General features: G+C 59.7%; 24 protein-coding genes and 1 tRNA gene. 13 read left to right on the plus strand and 12 right to left on the minus strand.

Annotated features, from left to right (window positions below; translation table 11 throughout):
• The 3 genes from Q0478_RS05920 to Q0478_RS05930 form a co-directional block, all read left to right on the plus strand.
• On the plus strand, positions 1-695 hold a 695-nt coding region (locus tag Q0478_RS05920), incomplete at its 5' end, for a sulfatase/phosphatase domain-containing protein (RefSeq protein ID WP_366914894.1).
• Positions 692-1,156 carry a cupin domain-containing protein gene (locus tag Q0478_RS05925; RefSeq protein WP_271437127.1) on the plus strand — a complete coding sequence of 155 codons (465 nt, stop codon included), beginning with the start codon at positions 692-694 and terminating at the stop codon, positions 1,154-1,156. The genes Q0478_RS05920 and Q0478_RS05925, both read left to right, overlap by 4 nt.
• Before the next feature lie 327 nt (positions 1,157-1,483).
• Positions 1,484-1,873 (plus strand): hotdog fold thioesterase, encoded by a 390-nt coding sequence (locus tag Q0478_RS05930; RefSeq protein WP_298677127.1) that lies wholly within the window; start codon positions 1,484-1,486, stop codon positions 1,871-1,873.
• Positions 1,874-1,903: 30 nt separating this feature from the next.
• Here Q0478_RS05930 and Q0478_RS05935 read toward each other — a convergent pair whose 3' ends face one another.
• Positions 1,904-2,005, minus strand: coding sequence for a hypothetical protein (locus Q0478_RS05935; RefSeq protein WP_271437125.1), 102 nt, complete (start codon positions 2,003-2,005; stop codon positions 1,904-1,906).
• 303 nt (positions 2,006-2,308) lie between these two features.
• Here Q0478_RS05935 and Q0478_RS05940 point away from each other — a divergent pair, with 303 nt between their 5' ends.
• Complete coding sequence (locus Q0478_RS05940; protein ID WP_298677129.1) at positions 2,309-3,964, plus strand: FAD-dependent monooxygenase; 1,656 nt, start codon at positions 2,309-2,311, stop codon at positions 3,962-3,964.
• On the plus strand, positions 3,961-4,140 hold the full coding sequence (locus Q0478_RS05945) for a hypothetical protein (RefSeq protein ID WP_298677131.1): 180 nt from the start codon (positions 3,961-3,963) through the stop codon (positions 4,138-4,140). The genes Q0478_RS05940 and Q0478_RS05945 overlap by 4 nt, the downstream gene beginning before the upstream one ends.
• 112 nt (positions 4,141-4,252) lie before the next feature.
• Here the strand turns inward: Q0478_RS05945 and Q0478_RS05950 are convergent.
• Both Q0478_RS05950 and Q0478_RS05955 read right to left on the minus strand, forming a co-directional pair.
• A protein-coding gene (locus Q0478_RS05950; RefSeq protein WP_089894336.1) for an IS3 family transposase occupies positions 4,253-5,604 on the minus strand; the annotation gives its coding sequence in 2 pieces (ribosomal slippage) (positions 4,253-5,268 and positions 5,268-5,604; 1,353 coding nt in all).
• A 78-nt stretch (positions 5,605-5,682) separates the two neighbouring features.
• Positions 5,683-5,973: a hypothetical protein gene (locus Q0478_RS05955; RefSeq protein ID WP_298677133.1), complete on the minus strand. Its 291-nt coding sequence runs from the start codon at positions 5,971-5,973 to the stop codon at positions 5,683-5,685.
• A 1,052-nt stretch (positions 5,974-7,025) separates the two neighbouring features.
• Between Q0478_RS05955 and Q0478_RS05960 the strand changes: the two genes are divergently transcribed.
• Positions 7,026-7,604, plus strand: a complete 579-nt coding sequence (locus Q0478_RS05960) for a hypothetical protein (RefSeq protein ID WP_298677135.1) — start codon at positions 7,026-7,028, stop codon at positions 7,602-7,604.
• Between the two features lie 467 nt (positions 7,605-8,071).
• Here Q0478_RS05960 and Q0478_RS05965 read toward each other — a convergent pair whose 3' ends face one another.
• Positions 8,072-8,731 (minus strand): response regulator transcription factor, encoded by a 660-nt coding sequence (locus tag Q0478_RS05965; protein ID WP_298677137.1) that lies wholly within the window; start codon positions 8,729-8,731, stop codon positions 8,072-8,074.
• A 176-nt stretch (positions 8,732-8,907) separates the two neighbouring features.
• Here Q0478_RS05965 and Q0478_RS05970 point away from each other — a divergent pair, with 176 nt between their 5' ends.
• Positions 8,908-9,426 (plus strand): oxidoreductase, encoded by a 519-nt coding sequence (locus tag Q0478_RS05970; RefSeq protein ID WP_298677139.1) that lies wholly within the window; start codon positions 8,908-8,910, stop codon positions 9,424-9,426.
• Position 9,427: 1 nt separating this feature from the next.
• Positions 9,428-12,034, plus strand: a complete 2,607-nt coding sequence (locus tag Q0478_RS05975; protein WP_298677141.1) for an ATP-binding protein — start codon at positions 9,428-9,430, stop codon at positions 12,032-12,034.
• 7 nt (positions 12,035-12,041) lie between these two features.
• Here the strand turns inward: Q0478_RS05975 and Q0478_RS05980 are convergent, their stop codons facing one another.
• Positions 12,042-12,749 (minus strand): GntR family transcriptional regulator, encoded by a 708-nt coding sequence (locus Q0478_RS05980; RefSeq protein ID WP_298677143.1) that lies wholly within the window; start codon positions 12,747-12,749, stop codon positions 12,042-12,044.
• Complete coding sequence (locus tag Q0478_RS05985) at positions 12,746-14,149, minus strand: formimidoylglutamate deiminase (RefSeq protein ID WP_298677145.1); 1,404 nt, start codon at positions 14,147-14,149, stop codon at positions 12,746-12,748. Before Q0478_RS05985 ends, Q0478_RS05980 begins: the two co-directional genes overlap by 4 nt.
• A gap of 80 nt (positions 14,150-14,229) precedes the next feature.
• On the opposite strand from Q0478_RS05985, the gene hutI reads away from it, so the two are divergent.
• Positions 14,230-15,426 (plus strand): imidazolonepropionase, encoded by a 1,197-nt coding sequence (gene hutI, locus Q0478_RS05990; RefSeq protein WP_298677146.1) that lies wholly within the window; start codon positions 14,230-14,232, stop codon positions 15,424-15,426.
• Positions 15,423-16,235, plus strand: coding sequence for an N-formylglutamate deformylase (gene hutG, locus Q0478_RS05995; RefSeq protein WP_298677148.1), 813 nt, complete (start codon positions 15,423-15,425; stop codon positions 16,233-16,235). The genes hutI and hutG overlap by 4 nt, the downstream gene beginning before the upstream one ends.
• Before the next feature lie 205 nt (positions 16,236-16,440).
• On the opposite strand, the gene aroQ is transcribed toward hutG, so the two are convergent.
• The 4 genes from aroQ to Q0478_RS06015 form a co-directional block, all read right to left on the minus strand.
• The gene (aroQ, locus tag Q0478_RS06000) at positions 16,441-16,875 is read right to left on the minus strand and encodes a type II 3-dehydroquinate dehydratase (protein ID WP_298677150.1); all 435 of its coding nucleotides are present in this window, start codon (positions 16,873-16,875) and stop codon (positions 16,441-16,443) included.
• 71 nt (positions 16,876-16,946) lie between these two features.
• Positions 16,947-18,740: an ABC transporter transmembrane domain-containing protein gene (locus Q0478_RS06005; protein ID WP_298677151.1), complete on the minus strand. Its 1,794-nt coding sequence runs from the start codon at positions 18,738-18,740 to the stop codon at positions 16,947-16,949.
• 88 nt (positions 18,741-18,828) lie between these two features.
• Positions 18,829-18,902, minus strand: a tRNA-Gly gene (locus Q0478_RS06010).
• Between the two features lie 35 nt (positions 18,903-18,937).
• Positions 18,938-19,612 (minus strand): SOS response-associated peptidase, encoded by a 675-nt coding sequence (locus Q0478_RS06015; protein ID WP_298677330.1) that lies wholly within the window; start codon positions 19,610-19,612, stop codon positions 18,938-18,940.
• A gap of 112 nt (positions 19,613-19,724) precedes the next feature.
• Between Q0478_RS06015 and maiA the strand changes: the two genes are divergently transcribed.
• The 3 genes from maiA to Q0478_RS06030 all read left to right on the plus strand — a co-directional run bounded on the left by maiA (position 19,725) and on the right by Q0478_RS06030 (position 21,980).
• Positions 19,725-20,369, plus strand: coding sequence for a maleylacetoacetate isomerase (maiA, locus tag Q0478_RS06020; protein ID WP_298677153.1), 645 nt, complete (start codon positions 19,725-19,727; stop codon positions 20,367-20,369).
• 46 nt (positions 20,370-20,415) lie between these two features.
• On the plus strand, positions 20,416-21,450 hold the full coding sequence (locus tag Q0478_RS06025) for a TRAP transporter substrate-binding protein (protein WP_298677155.1): 1,035 nt from the start codon (positions 20,416-20,418) through the stop codon (positions 21,448-21,450).
• Positions 21,451-21,602: 152 nt separating this feature from the next.
• On the plus strand, positions 21,603-21,980 hold the full coding sequence (locus tag Q0478_RS06030; protein ID WP_298677157.1) for a hypothetical protein: 378 nt from the start codon (positions 21,603-21,605) through the stop codon (positions 21,978-21,980).
• Between the two features lie 6 nt (positions 21,981-21,986).
• On the opposite strand, the gene Q0478_RS06035 is transcribed toward Q0478_RS06030, so the two are convergent.
• Positions 21,987-22,379, minus strand: coding sequence for a low molecular weight phosphatase family protein (locus tag Q0478_RS06035; RefSeq protein ID WP_298677332.1), 393 nt, complete (start codon positions 22,377-22,379; stop codon positions 21,987-21,989).
• 66 nt (positions 22,380-22,445) lie between these two features.
• A complete protein-coding gene (locus tag Q0478_RS06040) occupies positions 22,446-22,925 on the minus strand; it encodes a UPF0262 family protein (RefSeq protein WP_298677158.1) in 480 nt (159 codons plus the stop codon).
• Positions 22,926-22,976: the final 51 nt, after the last annotated feature.

The following is a 22,976-nucleotide window of genomic DNA, read 5'->3' on the forward strand; positions in this document are numbered from 1 at the left end:
GCGAGAAAGAGCTGTTTCACGACGAATCCCTGCGCGTGCCGCTGATCATTTACGATCCCTCGCCCGAGGCCGACCCGACCCGCGGCAAGGTGAACACGGATCTGATCGAATCCATCGACCTCGCGCCGAGCTTTCTGGAAATGTATGGCGGCGCGCCCGTTCCCCACGTCATGGATGGCCATTCCCTGATCGACACTCTGACCGGCACGCGCACGTCCGATCCACGCCGCTATGTGATTTCGGAATACGATTATTCCTTTGTTGAACCGCGCATCGCTCTGGACATGCCGGCGCGCGATTGCTGGCTGCGGATGATATTCGACGGTCGCTACAAATACATTCACGCCGAACGCTTCCGCCCGATGCTCTACGATCTTGACGACGACCCTAACGAACTGAACGATCTTGGGGCCGATCCCGCATTGGCCGAAGTGCGGGCGCGCCTGCACGAGGCGTTGTTTGAATGGGCCAGAAAGCCGCGCCAGCGCGCCACCGTGGCGGATGGGGCAATCGAAGGCACCAACATTCAGGATCGCATTGGCGAGGCCGGTATCCTGATCGGATATTGGGATGAAGCCGAGTTGGAAGAGGCGATCCGCAATGAATGGGGCCCGCGGCTGGCCAATGCAAACCCCCTGGTCGCCCCGACCCTGAACAAGTTATTGCGCCGCGATGTATCGGAGGACAAAACATGAGCCTATCAGCCGGAATAATGCGCCGTGGCGAAGGCATCGACGATGTGCATTGGAACATTCTCGGGCAGGTATACTCGCCGAAATCGATCACCGAAGAGTGTTTCAGTTGGGCCGCGCTTTTGCCCGCTGAATCGTTTGTTCCCCCGCATATTCACACCACGCAGGACGAATACATCCTGCTGCAATCCGGTGAACTGGATCTGGTTTTGAACGGCAAGCATATCCACGCAAGCGAAGGCGATCTGGTGTGCATGCCACGCGGCATTCCGCATGGAATTTTTAACAACACCGGTCATGATGTGACCTGCCTGTTCTGGGTCACGCCAACCGGCAAGCTGGTCGACTTGTTCCGCAAGCTCCACAACATGTCGCGCCCGGATGAAGTGGTCGCGACTGCGCCCGCCTATGATGTGAAATTTCTGCCCGCACAACGCGCAGCAGATGTCATGGGGATGCGCTAGACGTTTTCCTTTGGGTCGACGCCATCGTCTTTGGCGCGGTTCAAGACACTCAGTCCTGGCAAGCCCAGAAATCCGGCCTGAGCAGAACTTCGATTGGGTATTGTTCAAGCGGCGGCTGCGACCGGCAGGTTTGTTACCTTCTAGTTCAGGGGGTTGAGAGCCAAACCATGCCAAACACCTTGATGCAAATCGCCGGGTTGGAGTGAACATCCACCTTTAGGATGGCTCGCCCCTGTGATTGAAACGGCGGAGGACAAATGACCGGTTTTGCGCGACAAAAGGCTTGCTCATGAGCTTACACCACGACGACATGAAAAGAATCACCACATGACACTTGCCAAAGACCTTTTCGATCAGGATCAGATTATGCAGCTCCTAGGCGCTAGCATCATCCGACAGGTCGAAGGCTGTGTAGAGCTGGAGATGATGGTGACAGAACGCATGGTGCAGAAACATGGAACCTGTCAGGGCGGGGCCCTTTTTACATTGGCTGACGCCGCTTTCGGGATCTCGGCGAATTGCGCTGGCCGAGAAGCCGTGTCGCAACATTGTTCCATCACCTATCTGCGCCCGGCGCATCTCGGAGAGGTTGTTGTCGCCTCCGTGTCTTTGCGAACAACCGTCGGCCGCACTTCGATCTATGACGTGAGCCTGTCCACAGAGGCGGGCGGGCTCGTGGCAGAGTTTCGCGGCGTTGCGCGTGCGCTTTCCAAGTGACCATGGGTTAAACAGGCCTGAAGCATCAATCTATGGGCGACAAACTGCAAAAAGGCCGACACGGGTGTAAACGCCGAGTTTCTGATAGGCGCGTTTGCGGTAGGTAATGACCGTGGGCGTCGTAATATCCATGTCGCCTGCAATGACCTATGCCTTTTTGCCGGACAGGATGCCAAGACAAACTTCCCGTTCGCGCGCGCTGAGCGTGGCAAGCGGCGGGGAGGTATCTGACTGGGTTGGTCGGTCGAAATGCATCAGAACCAGACGCCCGGGCATACAAACGATGTCAGGATCATACAAGGCAGTATCGGGCCCGCTTTGGTATAGATTGACAAAGAGCCCGTTCCGATATGTTGAGCAAGGCCGGGCATAGCGGTTAGGCTAAGATGTCCCCTGCAAAAGAGGACAGACATAAGACCATCGCAGGTATATGTCTTGTTTACGATCGAAACAGAACAGAAAGCCGCCATGAGACCTGCAGGACGCGCCGAAACTGACTCGCTCTATTTTACGTACCCACATTTTGAGCCGCCCAAAGGTGATGCGCGTGCACAAATGGTCACCTCTGCGTCAGTCGCCATCGTCGGTGCCGGTCCGATTGGCATGACCGCGGCACTTACTCTGGCCAAGCAAGGCATCCGTTCGGTGCTGTTTGACAACAAGGACACCTTCAACGATGGCAGCCGGGCCATTTGTGTTGCTCGGTCCAGTTTCCAGATTCTGGAGCGGATCGGAGCGGTTGCGCCCTTCCTGGACAAATCCCTGGGCTGGACGACCGGGCGATCGTTCTATCGCGGCAAGCAGATCCTCGAATTCGAGATGCCTGACAGTCCGTCGGAAAAATACCGCCCGATGTACAATCTACAGCAGCAATATATCGAACAGTTCCTCTGGGATGCTGTCGTCAAAAGCGAGTTGATCGAGACCCGGTGGCAAAGCGAAGTGACGGGATTGTCGGATACTGATGACGGCGTCCGGCTGAATGTGCGCGATCCCGAGGACGACTACGAATTCAACGCGGACTGGGTTCTGGCCGCAGACGGTGCGCGCAGCACAATCCGCAAGTTGCGTGACATGCGGCTCGAAGGAGACAATTTCGAAGGGCGGTATGTGATTGCCGATGTTCAGATGGCGCATGGCTACCCGACCATCCGACGCGCCCTGTTTGATCCAGATTGCCGCCGTGGCGGGACGATCCTTGTGCATAAACAACCCGACAACATCTGGCGCATCGACTATCAATTGCGCGACGGCGAAGACGAAGCAGAAGCGATCCGCGAGGAGACCGTGCGCGCCTCGGTTGCGTCGGTTCTGGACGAAATCGGCTATTCCGGCGACTGGGATCTTGAGTGGTGGAGCATTTACTCGGCCAACACGCTTGCCCTTGCCGACTACCGGGACGGGCGGGTGTTCTTTGTCGGTGACAGCGCCCATATTGTGCCAATTTTCGGGGTGCGCGGGTTGAACAATGGCCTGGCAGATGCGGAGAATATCGGGTGGAAACTGGGTTGGGTGCTGAACGGCAAGGCTGATGACGCCCTGCTTGACAGCTATACCCCCGAACGCCGCGGCGCGACGCTGGACGTTTTTGCCAATGCCTCGAAGTCCGCCCGTTTCATGACCCCGCCTAGCGCAGGCTGGCAATTGATGCGAGATGCGGCGCTGAACCTTGCACTCAGCCATCCCTTTGCCGGCAAGCTTGCCAATCCCCGTCAGATGACCCCTTACACATATACTCAAAGCCCTGTCGTGCAGGCAGATGATCCGCTTTTTGAAACCGGGCCGGTCGCCGGCGCGGTCCTGCCGGATGCCTTGGTCGGAGACGGATTCCTTCATGATCTTCTCGGGCCGGGGTTCAGCCTGATCTGTTTTGACGGGGCACTTGCCGATCAGTGCGCTCAGGCCGATCTGACAGTCTGCCGCCTGCCACCCGCTTCAGAGGCTGCTCAAATCCTGGGGGCCACGGCCGAGACGGCCTATCTCGTGCGCCCCGATGGCCATGTTGCAAGTCGGTGGAAATCTGCGCAAGCGGCTGATGTTCTTATTGCCCTTCAAGCTGCAGTCGCGATGCCAAAGGAAGCGATTTCATGAAGCCCGCCGTTCTGGAAGTTGTATACGAAGACCTCGCCCCGACGCTCGACGCCACCAAGGCCGAAAAACGTGAACTTCTTCTCGCCAAGCTGGCACTGCTTCTGGTTCATGATCTGGGCGATGCTGCGCGTGCCAGAGAACATATAGCGGCGGCTTCCGCGAACCTTGACGCATAGGCCAAAGGTTGTGTCAAACCTTTGAGATCACCTGCACCCTGTCCGTCGTCATATAAAGTTGGACATCAGATCGGCTTGAGCACAGGAGGCTCTGGTTCGTTCGTGTGATTGATTATGCTGCTTGTTTTTGATGTTGCAAGCGGCGTTGGCGGATTGTTTGGCTTTTGATCTTCTCCCTTTCCCTCAAAATGGCTTTGTCGCGCCCGAAGTAGACGTCAGCGGGTGTGACGTTGTTCAGGCTCTCGTGGTAGCGCTGGTTGTTGTAATACTCGACAAAAGCCCCGATCTGACGCTCGAGATCGCCGGGCAGGTAATAGTTTTCCAGCAGAACACGGTTCTTCATGGTCTGGTGCCAGCGCTCGATCTTACCTTGCGTTTGCGGGTGGAGCGGTGCTCCGCGAACGTGATCCATTCTTTGCCCTTCCAGCCACTCAGCCAGATCGCCAGAGATGTAGCAGGAGCCGTTATCGCTGAGCAGGCGCGGCTTGTGCCGAACAGTGGCTTGATCACAACCGGATGCAGCCAATGCCAGCTCGATCGTGTCTGTTACGTCCTCAGCACGCATATTTGTGCAGAGTTTCCATGCAATGATGTAGCGGCTGTAATCGTCCAGGATTGTGCTCAGATAATACCAGCCCCAGCCGATGATCTTAAAGTAGGTAAAATCAGTCTGCCACATCTCGTTGATAGCTGTGGTTTTGTCTGTGAACTCGTCAGCAGCCTTGATCACCACATAATCAGGCGCAGTGATCAGGTCAGCTGCTTTTAGAATGCGGTAAGCTGATGATTCAGAGACAAAATACCGCTTCTCATCCGTGTATTTGACGGCAAGCTCGCGTGTCGACAACGCCTCGTGCTCCAATGCAAACTCGATCAAATCATCGCGCCTGACGTCTGGGATACGGTTCCAGACAGACTTGGGACGCGGCGAATGATCCGCCAACGCGTCCAGACCACCATCGAGATAAAGATCGTACCATCGATAAAATGTGCTGCGCGGAATGCACAGCATATCAAGCGTCTGTTTGACTGGCAGGTGTGAGCCTTCGACGGTGCGGATGATCTCAAGCTTCTCGGATGCTGGATACCTCATTCCTCGTATCCCCCATTTCCTGTCATGCTTTTTTTGAGCAGCCGGTTTTCAAGAGTCAGATCCGCCACGCACTCTTTCAATGCCAGCGACTCTGAACGCAGCTCCTTCACTTCTGGCGACGTCGCCTGACGCGCAGTGTCCCCAGACAGACGTCGCTTGCCTGCCTCAAGGAATTCCTTAGACCAGCTATAATACAGGCTCTCAGCGATCCCCTCACGACGGCACAACACAGAAATACTTTCCTCGCCACGCAGACCTGCCAAAACAATGCGGATCTTCTCCTCCGCTGAATAGGTTTGCCGTGTCTTGCGGCGGATGTTCTTAACCACCTTGTCGGCGGCATCTTTCGATGTGGTAGGCTTCTTTGTCATCTCGATCTCCTAATCGATAAGATGAACCAGAAATCCTCCGTTGTTCAAATGCTCAGATCTGTCCAGCAGGGGCTGACGTCAGACATGATGCTGTCCTTTCTTAATGGCAGATACACCTTTTCTTTTCCTTTGAAGCACTACGGCCATACAATCCCGTACTAAACACTCCACGGAATAATGCAGCTTTTCTAAACCGTCCCCTTTTACCCTACGCATCGGCTTACCAGTTTCAGCCCAGACATGGTCTTGTATTTCATCTACTAAATGATCCACCACCTCATAGAACTTGTTATAACGGCCATCTCTCCAAGAGAGATTTATGCTGTCTTTTTGCTTTGGAACTACAGGGTTAGATTTAGCTCCTTTCAAGTACTTATTCCTTCATCTAGTGCTTAGTGGTCAGGGCCCTCTGGGGAGGCCCTTCCCCATACTGGTAGGACTTAGAGTATAATGCATATTGGGGCTGTTCTGAATCCCTAAAATCACTAAAACTGAACATCACTACAGGCTCTAATAATTTCCAAACACGTGGCCAAAGCTCAGACAAGCTCCTGAGTAATTCACCTAGCGTAGACCCTTACCATCAACTGCGTGCTTTATCTGCATTCAAAGCAATCTATTGAATATACGATTAAGCCGCCCCCTGCTCCAATAAAACTGTAAATCTTATGATCTCGAGCATTCGGGTCGTGTAGACAGTTTTCATCTCCCAATCTCAGGTCAGGCTCATATACGATATCCCTACTGGGGTGGGGTGGCACATGCATGGGGGTGTTCTGCATTACTGACCAAATTACGGACCATTTACCGCCTTATTGACATGAACTGTCCCTGCGTGGTTCTAATGAAATCAGAGTGTTAGATGAATGCTGACGGATGATTGAGGAACTTAACCCCCACCTCCTCCGCCATCGGCAATTCTCTCCTTGATTGACATAGACCCAAAGAGAGCCCCCACCGGCAAAAGCGTCCCGCGCGGGTTTGCGGCCTTCGGAGACGCCCTTTTCAAAACGAGCAGCACCCATCAGCCGGCCCCCTCAATTGAGGGGCCAGAACGCGCCTGCGCTCCGTTGGGTTTGTGCCTTTAGGGTCGCTTGGGGGTCCTGGCCTTCTCTGAGCGGCGTGCGCTGCGCTACGGCGCAAGCCGGCTTTCGCCGAGGCTTTGAGCAGCCTATACGCCGGCGCTTCTGGGGAATTATTGTCAAAAAGCGCACTTTTGATGAAAATTGTCCCGAAAGCGCACCCCAAAACACAAGAGAGAGACTGAGCCACCAAGGATTCTTATCGTTGAGAGGCGGCGCTTGTTACGCTGATCGTAGTTAACAAAGAGTTTCTATTATGGCTTTGCTCCGCATCCGATTAATCCGGATTTTCTCTAAAATACACACTATAATCTGCGCGCGCCTCTCGGGAGCCGCGTCATGAGTGTGCTCAACAGATTGTTCGCGCGCCCATCCGTTGCGCAGGCCAACGGTTCTGCGCGCGCCTTTGTGCCCGAAATTGCCCGCCCCGACAGCCCCGAAGCCGACCGCCGTTTCGGGGTATCCGAGAGCCTGGCCACCAAGCTCTCGCTCAAATGGGACGATGAGGACAGCCCCTTGAAGCTGGACGGGGCCAAGCTGGTTTTGCTGGGCTTCAACGCAGCCAATCAGGCCCGGATAACCAAGATGCTGCGGGCCGCCGGGGCCGCAGAAACCAGTGGTTTTGACATTGACGCGCTGGCGCAGGCCTCGTTTGGCGCGCCCGGGGCCGCGCCCTCGTTGATTGTCAATCTTGAGGGGTTTGACACGCTTGAAAACGCCGTCAGCGCGCTGATGGTCTTTCGCAAGGCCCACCCGGAGGTGGTGATTGTTCTGGTGTCTACGGCTGTCGCCGCGGATGATCTGAGCCCCGAACGGCGCATGATCTGTGATGCCACTCTGGCCGCACCGCTGAGCTTTCAACGCCTAGTGGAAGGGCTTTTGGCCGCCGCGCGCAACAACCGTCAGTTGCGCAGCTGAGCCTCAGGCCAGCCGGTCGAGCGAGGCCACAACGCGCGGAGCCAAAGCATCCTGCGCAGGCGGGTCGTCCACGGAGAAAATGACAAAAGCAATCAGGTAGATCCAAAAAAAGAGCCCGAAGATTGCAAAGAGAACAACCCAGAAAATCGGGGGAATTCCAGCATCTTCGAGCTCAGAGTCTGAGTCAAACCTGCCAGGAGAGGGAGCTTCAGAGGCCCTGTGTGCTGGGCTGCGAAAGAAACGGCTCCGCCAAGATCTCGGCGTCACTTTCGTTATATCTTTCATAGCATTAAGCACATCCTGAGGCGTCGTCTAACTAGGATCTCTCCCATCCTGACCCCTTCAGGTTAATTTGCTTCAAACTTTAAGAATAGCCGATCAAACAGGCCCCACGGGCCTATTTAGTTGTGTGCTCTCACTTCTGGAGAAATTGCCTCACTTTCGCGCACCCGCGCCGCGAAGAGCGGTCAGATCAAGCCGAGGTTCTTGGCATTCATCACCGCGCTGGCGCGGTTTTTGGCTTCAAGCTTGGTGCAGATCGTGCGCATGTTCGACTTCACACCCACTTCCGACATGTTCAACTTCCAAGCGATTTCCTTATTGGTCAGCCCGTTGGACACATGCCGCAAAATTGTCAGCTCACGCGCCTTGAGCGGCCCGGCGTTTTCGGCGGCAGCCTCCTCAAAACTGGCCGAGAGCGAGAAGGGCACAAAGACCTCCCCACTGGCCACAAGCTTGATGGCATTGGCCAGCGATTTGAGCGGTAAGGTCTTGGGAATAATGCCAAAACAACCCATATCAATGGCCTGTTGCAGATAGCCGGCCGAGACATTCCCGGAGAAGACAACCACCGCTCCGCCCTTGTTTTTTTCCACCACGGTTTCAATGCTCGCAAGCCCATTCATATCAGGCATCACAAGGTCCAGAAGCAGCACATCCACAGGCCCCTTTTCCTCAAGGTAAGCCAGGGTGTCTTGCAGGTTTTGCACGATATCCACCGTCAGCGCCGCATCCGCGCGCAGCGCCATGGCCACAGCGTCGCGCACCAGCTCGTGGTCGTCGGCTATGAGAACAGAAAGTTCTCTTCCACTGTCAGCCCCATCGGAATTAGATTTAACTTTATACATACGCGCCTTAAGCCTCAGTGACCTTTCGGATAGTGTCTATAGCGTGACGGCACATTTCAACCCATATTTAGCAAAGATTTATCCCATCGCGCCTTTAGTATACGAAAGATAGATTTGCGGGTCAAATTCGAGCTGTCATAACCGTTAGTTACACGAGTATCAAAAAGGGTATATTAATGATTGATCTGGTATCGAAACGAACATTTCTGTTTTTGGCGGCGGTTTTGGCTGTTTGTGCGCTCGCCAGCGCCCCAGACGCGCAGACGGCTCAAGGCAAGGTCCTGCTCACGGTCGAGCTTGCCGCCGACCCGGCCACCGGCCAACCGCGCACGACGGAGTTTGACATGGCTATGCTTGACGCCCTGCCCCAAGAAAGCTTCCAAACCACAACCATCTGGACAGACGGGGTGATCAGCTTTTCCGGCCCCGCGCTCAGCACGCTTCTCAACAGCCTTGACAGCCCCCCGGTGACGCTCACGGCCTATGCCCTCAATGATTACAGCATCGCAATCGCCGAGGTTGCGCAAGATGCCCCCTACCCCATCATCGCCACCCGCATGAACGGCGCCCCCTATTCGGTGCGCGAAGGGGGGCCGCTCTGGCTTGTGTTTCCCTATGACAGTGATGAAAAATACCAACAAGAAACCATTTACTCCCAAAGTATCTGGCAATTGATCCGACTGAAAGCCGAGTGATTTGATTCTTGCCCCCGATCTCAAACAGCCGCGCCGGTTGTTTTTGCCCTTCCCCCTCATCGGGGCAACCACGGCAGTGCTGCTGGCGGCGATCGGGCTGTTCGTGCTGATCTTTCTGGCCGCACAGGCGCACTCGCGCCTCTCGCGCCTGCAAACAGCCGAGTTGGACAATTCCACTTGGCTGTTTGCCCAGCTCGAGGTCGATCACCTCAAACTGCAACTTGCCGCCAACCAGGCCGCGCTGGCCCATGAGTTCAACGCCACGCGCCCCCCCGAGCAGGTGTCAGTGGCCTTTGACATCTTCTACAGCCGGGTGCGCAAAATCAAATCCTACCTCTCCTTCATGGATCAGAAATACGGGCTTTCTCCCGAGTTTTCAGAGCGTTGGGTCGAGGTGATTGCCAATACCAACAATCTCGCCACCCTGATTGACACCACCCCCATGTGGGATCAGCAGGCCTGCGACAAGCTGATCGACACCCTCTACAGCAATGCCGACAACGTGCGCAAAGTGGCGGTTCTCACCCTGCGGGAAATTGTCCAAAGCGCTTCGGAGCGGCATGAAAAATACGTCTCGCTGGTGCGCTACTATTTCATGCTCACCATCGCCATGATCGTGTTGCTCTGCGCCATCATCATCATTGTGGGCAAACTCGCCTACGACCTGTCGGCCCGCACAAGAGACAATGCCCGCATCGCCAACACCCTGCGCAAAACCATTGATGCCTCCCTAGAGGCCATCCTGCTGATCGACCTCAATGGCGCGATCAAATCCCACAACAACGCCGCCGGCAGCACCTTTCAGGTCGGTGATGGCGAGCTGGTGGGCCAACAGGCCAGCCGTTATCTTGTGCCGCCCCGCTTTGCCGCGCAATGCCAGGCCGAGCTTGACGGGCTGATCAAAGCCGCCACCTCCGAGCCCCGCGGGATCAAGATCATCTGCCAGCGCGCCGATGGCAGCGAATTTGTCGCCGAGGTCAACCTCGTGCTCGAAGTTGACGGGCTGGGCGAGCCGGTGATTGTCGCCTTCTTTCGCAACATCGACGAACAGGCCCAGGCCGAGGCCATGTTGCGCCGCGCCAAGAAAGAGGCCGAGCGCGTCGCAGCCAACAAAGCCCGCTTCCTGGCCGTGGTCAGCCACGAAATGCGCACCCCCCTTCACGGAATCATGGCCTCGCTGGAGCTGGTGAACCAGCCCCATGCCCCACCGGAAGACAATGAGAAGTTCCTCGCCACGGCCCGCCAATCGGCGGTCACCGCACTGGAGCTGATCGAGGAGGTGCTCGATTCCACCGATCTGGAGCGCGCCACCGAGGTCAATGCGCCCGAGGCCTTCCGCCCTGACGAGCTTGCCCATGAGATTGCCCGCCTGCTCGAGCCGGCGGCCCTGCTCAACAACACCCGCATTGTCGTGCAAAACAGCTGGTATGAGCCCGCACCGGTTGTGGGCAACCGCAAGGCCTTCCGCCACGCGCTCACCAATCTGGTGCGCAATGCCACCAAATTCACCCTCAACGGCGAAATCATCATCCGCCTGCGCGACAGCCTCACCGATCCAAACGCCCTCTGCATCGAGGTGCTCGACACCGGCATCGGGATCTCGCTGGAAGACCAGAGCCGCATCTTTGAAGATTTCGAAACCGGCGATCAATTTGCAGATGGCTATATTTCCGGCACAGGGCTTGGCCTCGGGATCGTGCGCCGGGCCGTCGCCGCGCTTGATGGCCGGCTTGGGGTCTCCAGCGAAAAGGGCGAGGGCAGCCTGTTCTGGTTTGAAATCCCGATCCGCGCCGCCGCGCCGGTGCCCGCCCCCGAAGCCAGCCCCTGCGCCCGCGTGCGGGCCGAGGCGCGTGGCCGCAAAATTCTGGTGGTAGATGACAAGGAGATCAACCTCGTCGTGCTCTCGCGGATGCTCGAACAGCTGGGCCACACGGCCCTGACAGCCCCGGATGGCGAAACCGCCCTGATGATCGCCGCAGGCACCGAGCTTGATTATATCCTGCTGGATCTGAACATGCCCAACATGAGCGGGCGCGATGTCATGCGCCACCTGCGCGAGCAGGGCCTGTGCAAGAAAACCCCGGTGATTGCCGTCACGGCCAACGCCCAGCCGGGGCTGTTTGATGTGTTGGGCCAGGAAGGCTTTGACAAGCTGCTCACCAAGCCGCTCTCGCTCAACACCCTGTGTCGCACGGTCAGCCAATGCACCGCCGCAGAGTGGTGTGACCCCAAGTTTGCCCTAGAAAGCGAGCGCAAAGATCTGATTGACCAAAGCTGCCTCAGTGACCTGCTCGATCTGCTCGGCCATGAGGCCACAGAAAGCATCCTGCACCGCGCCCTGAACGAGACCAGTGCCGAAATCGAGAACCTGCGCAACGCCAAGGCTCTCACAGACGGCCCCTTTGCAGAGCGCGTCCACCATGCGGCCAATGCGCTGGCCATGATCGGGGCCACCCATTTGCACAAGCAGTTCAACGCGCTGGAAGATGCGCTCAACAAGGGCGATCTGAACCTCGCCCAACGGATCTGCGAAGAGGCCGAGCGCTGCCTGATCGCTTCGCGCCGCGCCTTCGCGAAGCTGTTTGAAACGCCCTCACAGGCCTATTGAAAGCGGCTCAGGCCTCGTTTTGGGCCACAATCTGGTGGCCCGGCCGCGTCACCGAGCGCACCGTGGTGATCGGCACAGCCTCAAGCCAGGTGGTGCGCTCCAGCACCAAAAGCGCCGCGCCCGGCGCGGTCTGCATTTGCCGGGCAAGCGTTTCATCCGCTTGCAGCGCATAAAACCGCAGGTCAATCCGGCTGTAGGGCTTGTGGTGCACAAGCCATTCATTGGCGCTCTGACGGCTCAAATCCACCGCCTCGATCTCGCCACAGCTGGCAAGGCTGATCCAGCGGTCCTCAAAAACATAAGGGGCCGCATCGGCCAGGTGCAGCGCCTGCACATGCAGCATCTCTTCAGGCGCCTTTAACCCGAAACGCGCCACCACCGCCTCCGGTGTGCGCGCGCGGGCCTGTGACACCAGCTCGTAGCCATAGGTGGCCCCCGTGGCCTCCACTTCCACCCGCGTCACGGCAATATCAAATGTCGCCCGGGTCACAGGATCCGGCCGCACCCGGGTGCCGCCCTTGCGCTTGCGCGCCACAAGCCCCGTATCCACCAAATCCTGCATCGCCCGCTGCACGGTCGAGCGCGCACAGCCCAGCGCCGCCGCAATATCCTCATCGCGCGGCAGCTTGTCGCCGGGGCGGTAACTGCGGTCCAGTATCTGCCCGCGCAAAATATCGCGGATATCCTGCCAGGAACGGCGCTGTGGTGCTGTCAAATCTCTTGTCCCAATCTCTGAACAACCTGCCGAAACCGCGCCGCCACAGGGTCGCGCAGCGCATGTTTGCCCTCCCTTACAACATGTCGCCCCGCAGACCAAACATCTTGCACCGCCCGCTGGCCATGACCGCCAAAAACAAGCGTATCCAGCGCCGCATCGCCCCGCCGGTTGCACAGCCAGGCGCTGTCCGTGCAGATCCCCAAAAGATCCCCCCACTGGCCCACAGCGATCTGCCCGCTGGCCCGTCCAGCCGCCTGCGCCCCGCCACGCTGCGCCGCCTCAACCAGCACCCGCCCGCTCGACTGATCGGGCCGCGCCAGAGCCGCGCGCGTGCGGTCGCGCAACCGTTGCGAATATTCCAGCGCCCGCAGCTCGTCAAAATAGGCGATATGCAGGTTGGAATCCGAGCCAAAGCCCAAACGCCCCCCCGCGCTCAGATAGGCAACACCGTTGAAAATCCCGTCGCCCAAATTGGCCTCGGTGATCGGGCAAAGCCCCGCCACGGCCCCACTGCGGGCCAGAGCGAGGGTCTCCTGCGCCGTCATCTGGGTGCAGTGGATCAGGCACCAATGGGCGCCAACCTCATGCGCGTCAAACAGCCACTCCGCCGGTCGCGCGCCCCGGTGCGCCAAGACCTCGTCAACCTCGGCCAGCTGCTCGGCCAAGTGCATATGCACAGGCCCATCCCCCGCCACGTCAAGCGCCGCCGCCAAGCCCGCCGCATCAACCGCGCGCAACGAATGCGGCGCAACCCCCAGCGCAAAATCCGCAGGGCCCGCCGCAATCAATGCACCCGCAGCCTCATGCAGCCGCAGATATTGCGCCGGCGTGTTGCCAAACCGGCGTTGCCCCCCCTCCAGGGCGCGCCCGTCACAACCGCCCCACTGATAGAGCACCGGCAACAGCGTCAGCCCAATCCCCACAGCCTCGGCCGCCGCCACAATCCGCCCGCTCAGCTCGGCCAGGTTGCCATAGGGGCGGCCCGCCACCGCGTGGTGCAAGTAGTGAAACTCCGCCACCCCCGCATAACCGGCCTCCAGCATCTCGACAAACACCTGCGCCGCAATCGCCTCGATGTCCTCGGGGCCCAGCTGCTCCAGATACCGATACATCAAGCGCCGCCAGGTCCAGAAACTGTCCTGCCGATCAGGGCCACGCGCCTCTGTCAGCCCGGCCATGGCGCGCTGGAAACTGTGGCTGTGCAAATTGACAGGGGCTGGCAAAAGCATATCCACCCGATGAACAGAACCGCTTTCGCCGGGTCTCTCACTGGGTCCTTTGCGGCCCGGCCCGGCAGGCTCCACCGCTGCGATTCTGCCATCCGCGCCCAGAGTCACGCGCAGGTCTGCACACCACCCATCCGGGGTAAGACCCTGTTTTGCCTCGATAACCGTCACAGCACAGCCCTCTTCATCGCCATTTGCATTTTATGTAGCTACATATTATGAAGGCCAAAGCCACAACGCAAGGAGCGCTCATGTCTTTGCCACATGTTTTCACAGGGGCCACCCTCGCAACGCTCGCGCCGCAGGGGTATGGGCTTGTGCCGCAGGGCGCCTTGGTGACAGAGGCCGGCCACATCGCCTGGCTTGGCCCGCAAGAGCGCCTGCCCGCCGCCTATCACGGCGCGCCCACAACCGCGCTCAAGGGGCGTCTGCTCACCCCCGCCCTGATAGATTGCCACAGCCATATCGTGCACGGCGGCAACCGTGCCCAAGAATTTGAACTGCGCCTGCAAGGGGCCACCTATGAAGAGGTGGCCCGCGCCGGTGGTGGCATTGCCTCCACGGTCGCCGCCACCCGCGCAGCCTCCGAGGAGGCGCTGCTCGCCGCCGCCCTCTTGCGCGCCGATGCGCTCATCGCCGAGGGGGTCAGCACCATCGAGGTCAAATCCGGCTACGGGCTCGACCTGCCCACCGAGCTCAAAATGCTGCGTGTGGCCCGCGCTCTGGCCGCGCAGAGGCCCCTGCGCATTTCCACCACCTTCCTGGGCGCACATGCGGTGCCCAAAGGCGCCGGGGCCGACACCTATATTGACACCATCTGCATCCCCACGCTGCGCGCCGCCCACGCAGAGGGGCTGGTCGATATGGTCGATGGCTTCTGCGAGGGCATTGCCTTTGATGTCCCCCAGATCACCCGCGTGTTTGAGGCCGCCCGCGCCCTCGGCCTGCCCGTAAAGCTGCACGCCGAACAGCTCAGCAACATCGGCGGCACGCAGCTCGCAGCCCGCTTCGGCGCGCGCTCCGCCGATCATGTCGAATACGCCACCGAGGCCGATGCGGCGGCCCTGGCACAGTCCGGCACAGTCGCCGTGCTGTTGCCCGGCGCATTTTATACCCTGAACGAAACCCGCAAGCCCCCGGTTGAGGCCTTTCGCAAACACAATGTCCCCATGGCCCTCGCCACCGATTGGAACCCCGGCTCTTCCCCGCTCGGCTCGCTGCTGCTGGCCATGAACATGGGCTGCACCCTCTTCGGCCTCACCCCCGCCGAAGCGCTGGCCGGCGTCACCCGCCACGCCGCACAGGCACTTGGCCTGTCCGATGCCGGCACGCTCGCCGTGGGCAAACGTGCCGATCTCGCCATCTGGAACGTGCAGCATCCCGCAGAGCTCTCCTACGGGATCGGGATCAACCCGCTTCACAGCCGTATTTTTGCAGGTCGCCCATGAGCTTTCTGGAGATCACCCGGGGCGACAGCCCGCTGCTGCTGGCCTTTGCGCACAGCGGCACAGTGCTGCCCGCCGACATCGCCCCACAGCTCAACCCGCGCGGTCTGGCGCTGGCCGACACCGATTGGCACATCCACAGGCTCTATGCGGGGCTGCTGGAGAATGTCACAACCATACGCACCCGTATTCACCGCTATGTGATCGACGTCAACCGCGACCCAACGGGGCAATCGCTTTATCCGGGGCAAAACACCACCGGTCTCTGCCCGCTCACCGATTTTGAGGGCGCACCGCTCTACCGCGCAAGCCACAGGCCAGACCCGCAGGAAACAGAGCGCCGCCGCGCGGCCTTTCACGCACCCTATCACGCCGCGATCGAGGCCGAAATGGCCCGACTCACTGCGCGCCACGGCTTTGCCATCCTCTATGACTGCCACTCGATCCGCAGCCACATCCCCTTTCTCTTCGAGGGCGTGCTGCCCGATCTCAACATCGGCACGAACAGGGGCACAACCTGCGCGCCGGGCCTTGAGAGCGCTGTGCACAAGCTCTGCGCCGCTAGCCGCTACAGCTGCGTGCTCAACGGCCGCTTCAAAGGCGGCTGGACAACCCGCCACTATGGCCGCCCCGCGCAGGGCTGGCATGCGCTTCAGATGGAGCTGGCGCAATCCACCTATCTTGAAACCGAGGCCGCGCCCTTCGCCTATGATGCGGCCAGGGCCGAGGCCCTGCGCAGCCCGCTGAGAAAGATCTTGCTGGCGCTGCAAGGCTGGCGCCCAGACGGGGCTGCGCACGCTGCATTTGGTTAATTTGCGTTAAGATTTGGCGGTGTCGGGCGGTGCACGCTTTGTGCACGCCCTGTGCACGCATGTCACCCCCCCCGTTTTGGGGCGCGGCACAGCCGTTAACCCGACCGCGCGCTGCCGTTAACCCCACCTCGCGCTGCCCTGCCGTAGGGTGTGCGCTCTGCGCGCACCATCACCCAAGCCGTCACCCAAGCCGTCACTCAAGCCGTCACCCAAGCCGCTCCAAGGCCCAGTCGAGCCCCTGAACATAGCCCGCCACGCCCTGCCCGACGATCACATGATCCGCCCGCTGGCTGACATAAGAATGGTGGCGAAACGCCTCACGTTTGTGCACATCCGAGATATGCACCTCCACCACCGGCCCGTCAAAAGCGCTCAAGGCATCAAGGATCGCAACAGAGGTGTGGGTATAGGCCGCAGGGTTGATCACAATCGCCGCCGCCACCTCCCGCGCCTCCTGTATCCAGTCCACCAACACGCCCTCGTGGTTGCTCTGGCGAAAGACAATCTCCACCTGCGCCGGCGCGGCGCGGCGGCACATCTGCTCCACATCAGCCAGCGTGTCAGAGCCATAGATTTCCGGCTCGCGCTGGCCCAGCAGGTTCAGGTTCGGACCGTTCAAAACAAACACCGTCGTGCCCACGGGCATCTCCTTTTCTTGTCTGCACCAACACAGAGCAGACTGGCCAGACTGGCCGCCAAAGGCAAGCCACATCAGGCCGCGCTGGCCCCATCCGTGAACTGGAGCCGCGCCAGCCGCGCATAAAGCCCGTTTTCGGCCACAAGCGCGTCATGGCTGCCCTGCGCCACAATGCGCCCGGCGTCCATCACAATGATGCGGTCGGCCTTTTTCACCGTCGCAAGGCGGTGCGCCACAATCAATGTGGTGCGCCCCTGCGAAAGCCGCTCCACCGCCTCCTGCACCGCGCGCTCGCTTTCGGCATCCAGCGCCGAAGTGGCCTCGTCCAAAAGCAGCAAAGGCGCGTCGCGCAAGATCGCGCGCGCAATCGCCACGCGCTGTTTCTGCCCGCCCGAAAGCATCACCCCGCGCTCGCCCAGCCGCGTGTCATAGCCCTCGGCGAGCCCCTCGATAAACCCATGCGCCGCCGCCGCTTTGGCAGCGGCTTCCACCTCGGCGTCACTGGCCTCAGGGCGGCCAAAGCGGATGTTCTCGCGCGCAGAGCCCGAGAAGATAACCGGGTCTTGCGGCACCACAGAGATCTGCCCGCGAAACGCTTCGCGCAGCATCTCGCGCACATCCACACCATCAAGCAGAATGCGCCCTGACTGGGGGTCATAAAAGCGCTGGATCATCTGCATGATCGTGGTCTTGCCCGCCCCAGACGGCCCCACAAAAGCAACGGTTTCCCCCGGTTTCACGGTCAGGCTGATCGCCTCCAGCGCCGCCCTGTCAGGCCGGGAGGGATAGGCAAAATCAACCGCCTCAAAGCGCACTTCCCCGCGCAAGGGCTGCGGACAAGCGCGTGGCGTTGCAGGGTCGTTGACCTGGTCTGTTGCGTTCAAAAGCTCCACCAGACGTTCGGTTGCGCCCGCAGCACGTTGCAACTCGCCCCAGATCTCCGAGAGCGCGGCCACAGCCCCCGCGACCATCACCGCATAGATGACGAATTGCACCAGCGCACCCGAGCTCATCTCGCCCGCGCGCACATCCCGCGTGCCAATCCACAGCACGCCCACAACCCCGGCAAACACCAGAAACATCACCGCAACCGTCATAACAGAGCGCACCGTGATCCGCTGTTTGGCCACCTCATAGCTCTTTTCCGTCACACCTGAAAAATCGCGCCGCGCCACGCTTTCCTGCGCAAAGCTTTGCACGGTCTGCACCGCGCCCAGGGTCTCGGCGGCCTGCCCCGAACTGGCGGCAATCCAGTCCTGGTTTTCGCGGCTCAAGACCCGCAAACGCCGCCCCAGTGTCAGGATCGGAACCACCACCAGCGGCACGATCAGAAGCACAAGCCCGGTGAGCTTGGCACTGGTGAACAGCATCAGCACCATGCCTCCGAAAAAGATCAGCACATTGCGCAGCGCCACCGACACCGACGAGCCAATCACCGATTGGATCAGCGTTGTATCGGTGGTGATCCGGCTGAGAATTTCGCCCGTCATGACCGTCTCGTAAAAGCTGGGCGACAAGCCAATCACCCGGTCAAACACCGCCTTGCGAATGTCGGCCACAACCCGCTCGCCCAGCCGGGTGACCAGCGCATAGCGCAGCCCCGTGCCCAACGCGAGCAGCGCGGCAATGCCGATGGCGGCCACGAAATAGAGGTCCAGAACCGCCAGATCCTTGGTGCCGAAGTTGTCGATCACCCGGCGCACCGCCAAGGGCAACGTCAGCGAAAGCGCCGCCGTGAGCATCAGCGCCAGACCGGCGGCAAAAACAAGCCACCTGTAAGGTGCCATGAAAGGCAGCAGCGCCTTCAGCGCCGCCACATCCTTGGTGGCCGCGCGCTCTTCGCCTTGGGGGGAACCTGTTCTTGCCATATCTCTTCGCGCCCTTACGTTTTGGGGCTTTTTGAAGCGCCAGAGCAAGGCCGTCAAGCGGCCACTTGTCGCGATTATAGAGAAGGTCTGGAGCGGGCGGCGGGAATCGAACCCGCGTCATTAGCTTGGAAGGCTAAGGTCTTACCACTACACAACGCCCGCTTCTGGCGCTTGAATATCGGCTGTGCGCGGGGCCGTCAAGCGCTCTCGTCGGGCTCATAGGGCGCAATCAGCTCGGCCCCCTCGGCGCGGTTGGAGTTCACCTTGGGGCTCACGCGGTGGGCCGTCAGCACAGTCTCGCCCGCAGGCCCCATCAGCCGCGCCGCCCCCCGGCCCTCCTCGCCCAGCCAAAGGCCCCAGGCCTGCGGCTCAATGATCACCGGCATCCTGTGGTGCACCTGCCCTGCAAATCGGTTGGCCGCCGTGGTGACAAGCGCACAGCTCGCCATGGGCCCCTCTTCGGCCTGCCAGTCCTGCCAGATCCCGGCCAAAGCCAAGGGCGCCCCGTCAGCGCGTTTGTAATACCACGGCAGCTTGGCCTCCCCGGCCCGGGCCCACTCGTAATAGCCGCTCACCGGCACAAGACAGCGCCTTGCCCGCGCCGCCGCGGCAAAGGCGGGCTTTTCGGCAAGCGTCTCCGCGCGCGCATTGATCAGGAGTGGCCCGTCCGTGGGGGCCTTATACCAGCTCGGAACAAACCCCCAGCGCATCGCCACAAGCGCGCGCCGCGCACCGCTGGCCCGCACCACATGCACCGGATCAGTGGGGCAAATGTTGTAATCCGGCACAGCAGGCAGCCGGTTGGCCGGCGCAGCCTGAAAGAGCTGCGCCATCGAATCGCTTGGCAAAGTGACTGCAAGCCGTCCACACATATGCCCAAGGCTATGCCAGCCTGTGACGCGCTGAAAGCCTTGAAACAATCTTGTTGCTTTCGGTGTATACGTTACATATCAATTCACGAACACTTGGGAGGTGTAACGCTTTATGGATTTCTACGGATACTTCCGCAGCTCAAGTTCCTACCGCTGCCGCATTGCCTTCAACCTCAAGGGGCTTGATTACCGCTTCAAACCGGTGCACCTCAAAAGCGGCGCCCAGCGTGATCCTGCGTTCAAAGCCCTAAATCCGCAGGGGTTGCTGCCCGCCTTGGTCACAGACGACGGCGCGGTTCTGATCCAGTCTCTCGCCATTCTCGAATGGCTTGAAGAAACCCACCCCACCCCGGCAATCCTCTCGTCAGACCCGCTCACACGGGCGCGCGAGCGCGGGTTTGCCCAGGTGATCGCCTGCGAAACCCACCCGCTGCAAAACCTGCGCGTTCTGTCCTATCTCACCGGCGAGCTTGGCCTTGATGACGCCGCCAAGGACGGCTGGCTCACCCGCTGGCTGCGCGACGGGCTTGAGGCCTGCGAAGGCTTGCTGGCCCAACGCCCCACCCAAAGCCGCTTCTGCTTTGGCGAAACGCCCGGTCTGGCCGACATCTGCCTTGTGCCACAGGTGTTTTCGGCCGAGCGCTTCGGCATTTCCTATGCCGATCTACCCCGGGTGAGCGCCGTTTATGCCGCCTGCCAGGCGCTGCCGGCATTTGACAAAGCCGCCCCGAAGAACCAGCCTGATTTTGAAGCCTAACGCGCGAATCTCAGGCCCAATCCGACGTGTCAAAAGGGAGAACAACATGTCACTGATGAAACGAACCCTCAAAAGCCTCGCCGTCGCGACGGCGCTCACCGCCGTCGGCCTTGCCGCACAGGCCCAAGAGGTTACCCTCAAGCTGCACCAGTTCCTGCCCCAGCAGGCCAATGTGCCCAAGCTGATTCTTGACCCCTGGATCGCCCGCGTGCAAGACGCCTCCGGCGGCAAGATCAAGATCAACCACTTCCCCTCCATGCAGCTGGGCGGCAAGCCTCCAGAACTGATCGGACAGGTTCAGGACGGCGTGGCCGACATCGCCTGGACCGTGCTGGGCTACACGCCGGGCCGCTTCCCGCAAGCCGAAGTCTTCGAATTGCCCTTCATGATGAACAATGCCGAAGCCACCAGCCGCGCCTTCTGGGAATATGCCGAAGCCAATATGTTTGACAGCGACCTCAAGGATTTCAAAGTCCTCGGGGTTTGGGTCCACGGCCCCGGCCTGATCCACTCCAAAGAGCCGATCACGACAGTGGCCGATCTCAACGGCGTAAAGCTGCGCGCGCCCACGCGGATCATCAACAAAATGGTCTCCGACCTTGGGGCCACCCCGGTGGGGATGCCGGTGCCCGCCGTGCCGGAAGCGCTCTCCAAAGGGGTGATCGACGCCGCCGTGATTCCATGGGAAGTGACCGCGGCGCTGAAAGTGCCCGAACTGGTGAGCAACCATACCGAGTTTGGCGATGAATCGCTTTACACCACAGCCTTCGTGCTCGCCATGAACAAGCAAAAATATGACAGCCTCTCAGACGAGAACAAAGCGGCGATCGACTCCATGTCAGGCGCCGATTTCTCGGCCATCGCGGGCCGTGATATGGCCGGCGCAGATGTGCCCTCGCGTGCCGCAGCAGCGGCCAATGGCAACAACATCATCACCCTGAACGCCGCCCAGGTGGCCGAATGGAAAGCCGCCGCCAGCTCGGTGGAAACCGGCTGGGTTGCCGAAATGAACGACAAAGGCTTTGACGGTCAGGCGCTGCTCGACCAAGCCAAGGCCCTGATCAAGAAAAACGGCATGTAAACCCGCCGTTTCCCTCAAAAAAACTGCATCAAAGCCGTGGCCCCCAAAGGTCACGGCTTTTTTATAAGTTTTTTATATATTATTTATTGAAAATACATGATACGGTTGTAACCCAAGGAAAAACAACAACATCAGGGAGTCTTACCGAGTCAGTGTTCCATTTTTACTCTTACGAAACCGCCCTCATTTTCTTTGCTTTCTTCTTTGCCTTCAGCTCAACGAGCTTTGTCGCTTCGCCCCAACGGCCCTGGTTGCGCTATATGCCCTTTGGCGGCTACGGAGTGTTTTTTCTGCTCAGCCTGCTCGTTTTACCCCACAGCACCCACGCCAGCGCCCATAACTCTGTGCTGCATATGCTGGAGCACAGTTCGAGCTTGTTTCTGACCGTGCTCTTGCTGCCGGCTGCGGCGCTCTGGGCCTATGCGCTGCACGCTTATTGCGAGGAATGGCACGCCGACCGGCGCTGCATGAAGCTGGTGGTTGCGCCAAGCCCCTCTCTGGCGCTGCTGGCGTCCCTGCTGGTGATCTGATCCGCCTCAGAGCGGCGGCTTGCCCCAATTGCTGGTGATCTGCGCAATAATCTGGTCGCGTGCCTCGCGATAGGCCTCAAGCTTTGCGGCGCGCGTTTCTCCCTTGCCCGATGGGTCCACAATCGGCCAATACTCCAGATCAGTGTGAAAACCACGGGTCAGCTCGCTTGCCAGCTCGCGGCTCAACGGCGACAGCGCCACCACCACATCAAAAGAGCTGAGCACTTCGCCCATCCGCTCCATCTCGTCAAAGCTGCGCGAGCGGTGGCGCGACAGCTCCACACCCAGCTCCTCGCACACCGCAATGCAAAACCCGTCAATTTCAAGGTCGTTCTTCACACCGGCCGACTGCACATAAGTGCCCTTGCCATAAAAACGCTTCATCAGCCCTTCCGCCATAGGCGAGCGCACGGCGTTATGGTCGCAACAAAACAGAACCGATTGCGGAAGCGGTTTTACCAAGTGTCAGCCTCCGAAATGCAACACGCAAACCAGCGTAAACAGCCGCCGTGCCGTGTCGTTGTCCACTTCGGCCTTGCCTTCCAGCCGTTCTGCCAGAATGCGCGCACCCTCGTTGTGAATGCCCCGCCGCGCCATGTCGATCGTCTCGATCTGGCTGGGCGGCATGGTCTTCACCGCGTCAAAATAGCTCTCGCAAATCTGCCAGTAGTCTTTCACCACCTGCCGGAACGGCGAGAGCGAAAGGTGAAACTCCGCCGCCTTATCCTCGGCCTCGGTGAGCACATCAAAGACCAGCCGCTTCTCGCGGATCGACAGCCCCACACGGTAAGGCCCTTCCGGCACAGCGCGCTCTCCGCGTTGGGGCAAGACAAAAACATTCTCCTCCAACAGATCATAAATCGCGACCTTACGCTCCTGCTCAATCTCCGGCGTCGGCGGCGGCAAGTTGCTGTCATCCAGCTCGATATGAGAAATACGCGACATCGTCTTTTGCCTTCTTACCTTGCGCGCAAATCCCTGCGCAGCTTTCTCCAA

The sequence above is a fragment of the uncultured Lentibacter sp. genome (assembly GCF_937123735.1).
Taxonomy (GTDB): domain Bacteria; phylum Pseudomonadota; class Alphaproteobacteria; order Rhodobacterales; family Rhodobacteraceae; genus Lentibacter.

What these genes read in the sequence shown, in the direction of transcription:
- Q0478_RS05935 (WP_271437125.1), bottom strand. Translation starts at nt 2,005, where the DNA reads ATGGATATTACGACGCCCACGGTCATTACCTACCGCAAACGCGCCTAT.
- maiA (WP_298677153.1), top strand. Translation starts at nt 19,725, where the DNA reads ATGGATTTCTACGGATACTTCCGCAGCTCAAGTTCCTACCGCTGCCGC.
- Q0478_RS06025 (WP_298677155.1), top strand. Translation starts at nt 20,416, where the DNA reads ATGTCACTGATGAAACGAACCCTCAAAAGCCTCGCCGTCGCGACGGCG.
- hutI (WP_298677146.1), top strand. Translation starts at nt 14,230, where the DNA reads ATGTCTTTGCCACATGTTTTCACAGGGGCCACCCTCGCAACGCTCGCG.
- Q0478_RS05930 (WP_298677127.1), top strand. Translation starts at nt 1,484, where the DNA reads ATGACACTTGCCAAAGACCTTTTCGATCAGGATCAGATTATGCAGCTC.
- Q0478_RS05960 (WP_298677135.1), top strand. Translation starts at nt 7,026, where the DNA reads ATGAGTGTGCTCAACAGATTGTTCGCGCGCCCATCCGTTGCGCAGGCC.
- Q0478_RS06040 (WP_298677158.1), bottom strand. Translation starts at nt 22,925, where the DNA reads ATGTCGCGTATTTCTCATATCGAGCTGGATGACAGCAACTTGCCGCCG.
- Q0478_RS05925 (WP_271437127.1), top strand. Translation starts at nt 692, where the DNA reads ATGAGCCTATCAGCCGGAATAATGCGCCGTGGCGAAGGCATCGACGAT.
- Q0478_RS06015 (WP_298677330.1), bottom strand. Translation starts at nt 19,612, where the DNA reads ATGTGTGGACGGCTTGCAGTCACTTTGCCAAGCGATTCGATGGCGCAG.
- Q0478_RS05965 (WP_298677137.1), bottom strand. Translation starts at nt 8,731, where the DNA reads ATGTATAAAGTTAAATCTAATTCCGATGGGGCTGACAGTGGAAGAGAA.
- hutG (WP_298677148.1), top strand. Translation starts at nt 15,423, where the DNA reads ATGAGCTTTCTGGAGATCACCCGGGGCGACAGCCCGCTGCTGCTGGCC.
- Q0478_RS06035 (WP_298677332.1), bottom strand. Translation starts at nt 22,379, where the DNA reads ATGGCGGAAGGGCTGATGAAGCGTTTTTATGGCAAGGGCACTTATGTG.
- Q0478_RS06005 (WP_298677151.1), bottom strand. Translation starts at nt 18,740, where the DNA reads ATGGCAAGAACAGGTTCCCCCCAAGGCGAAGAGCGCGCGGCCACCAAG.
- Q0478_RS05945 (WP_298677131.1), top strand. Translation starts at nt 3,961, where the DNA reads ATGAAGCCCGCCGTTCTGGAAGTTGTATACGAAGACCTCGCCCCGACG.
- Q0478_RS05970 (WP_298677139.1), top strand. Translation starts at nt 8,908, where the DNA reads ATGATTGATCTGGTATCGAAACGAACATTTCTGTTTTTGGCGGCGGTT.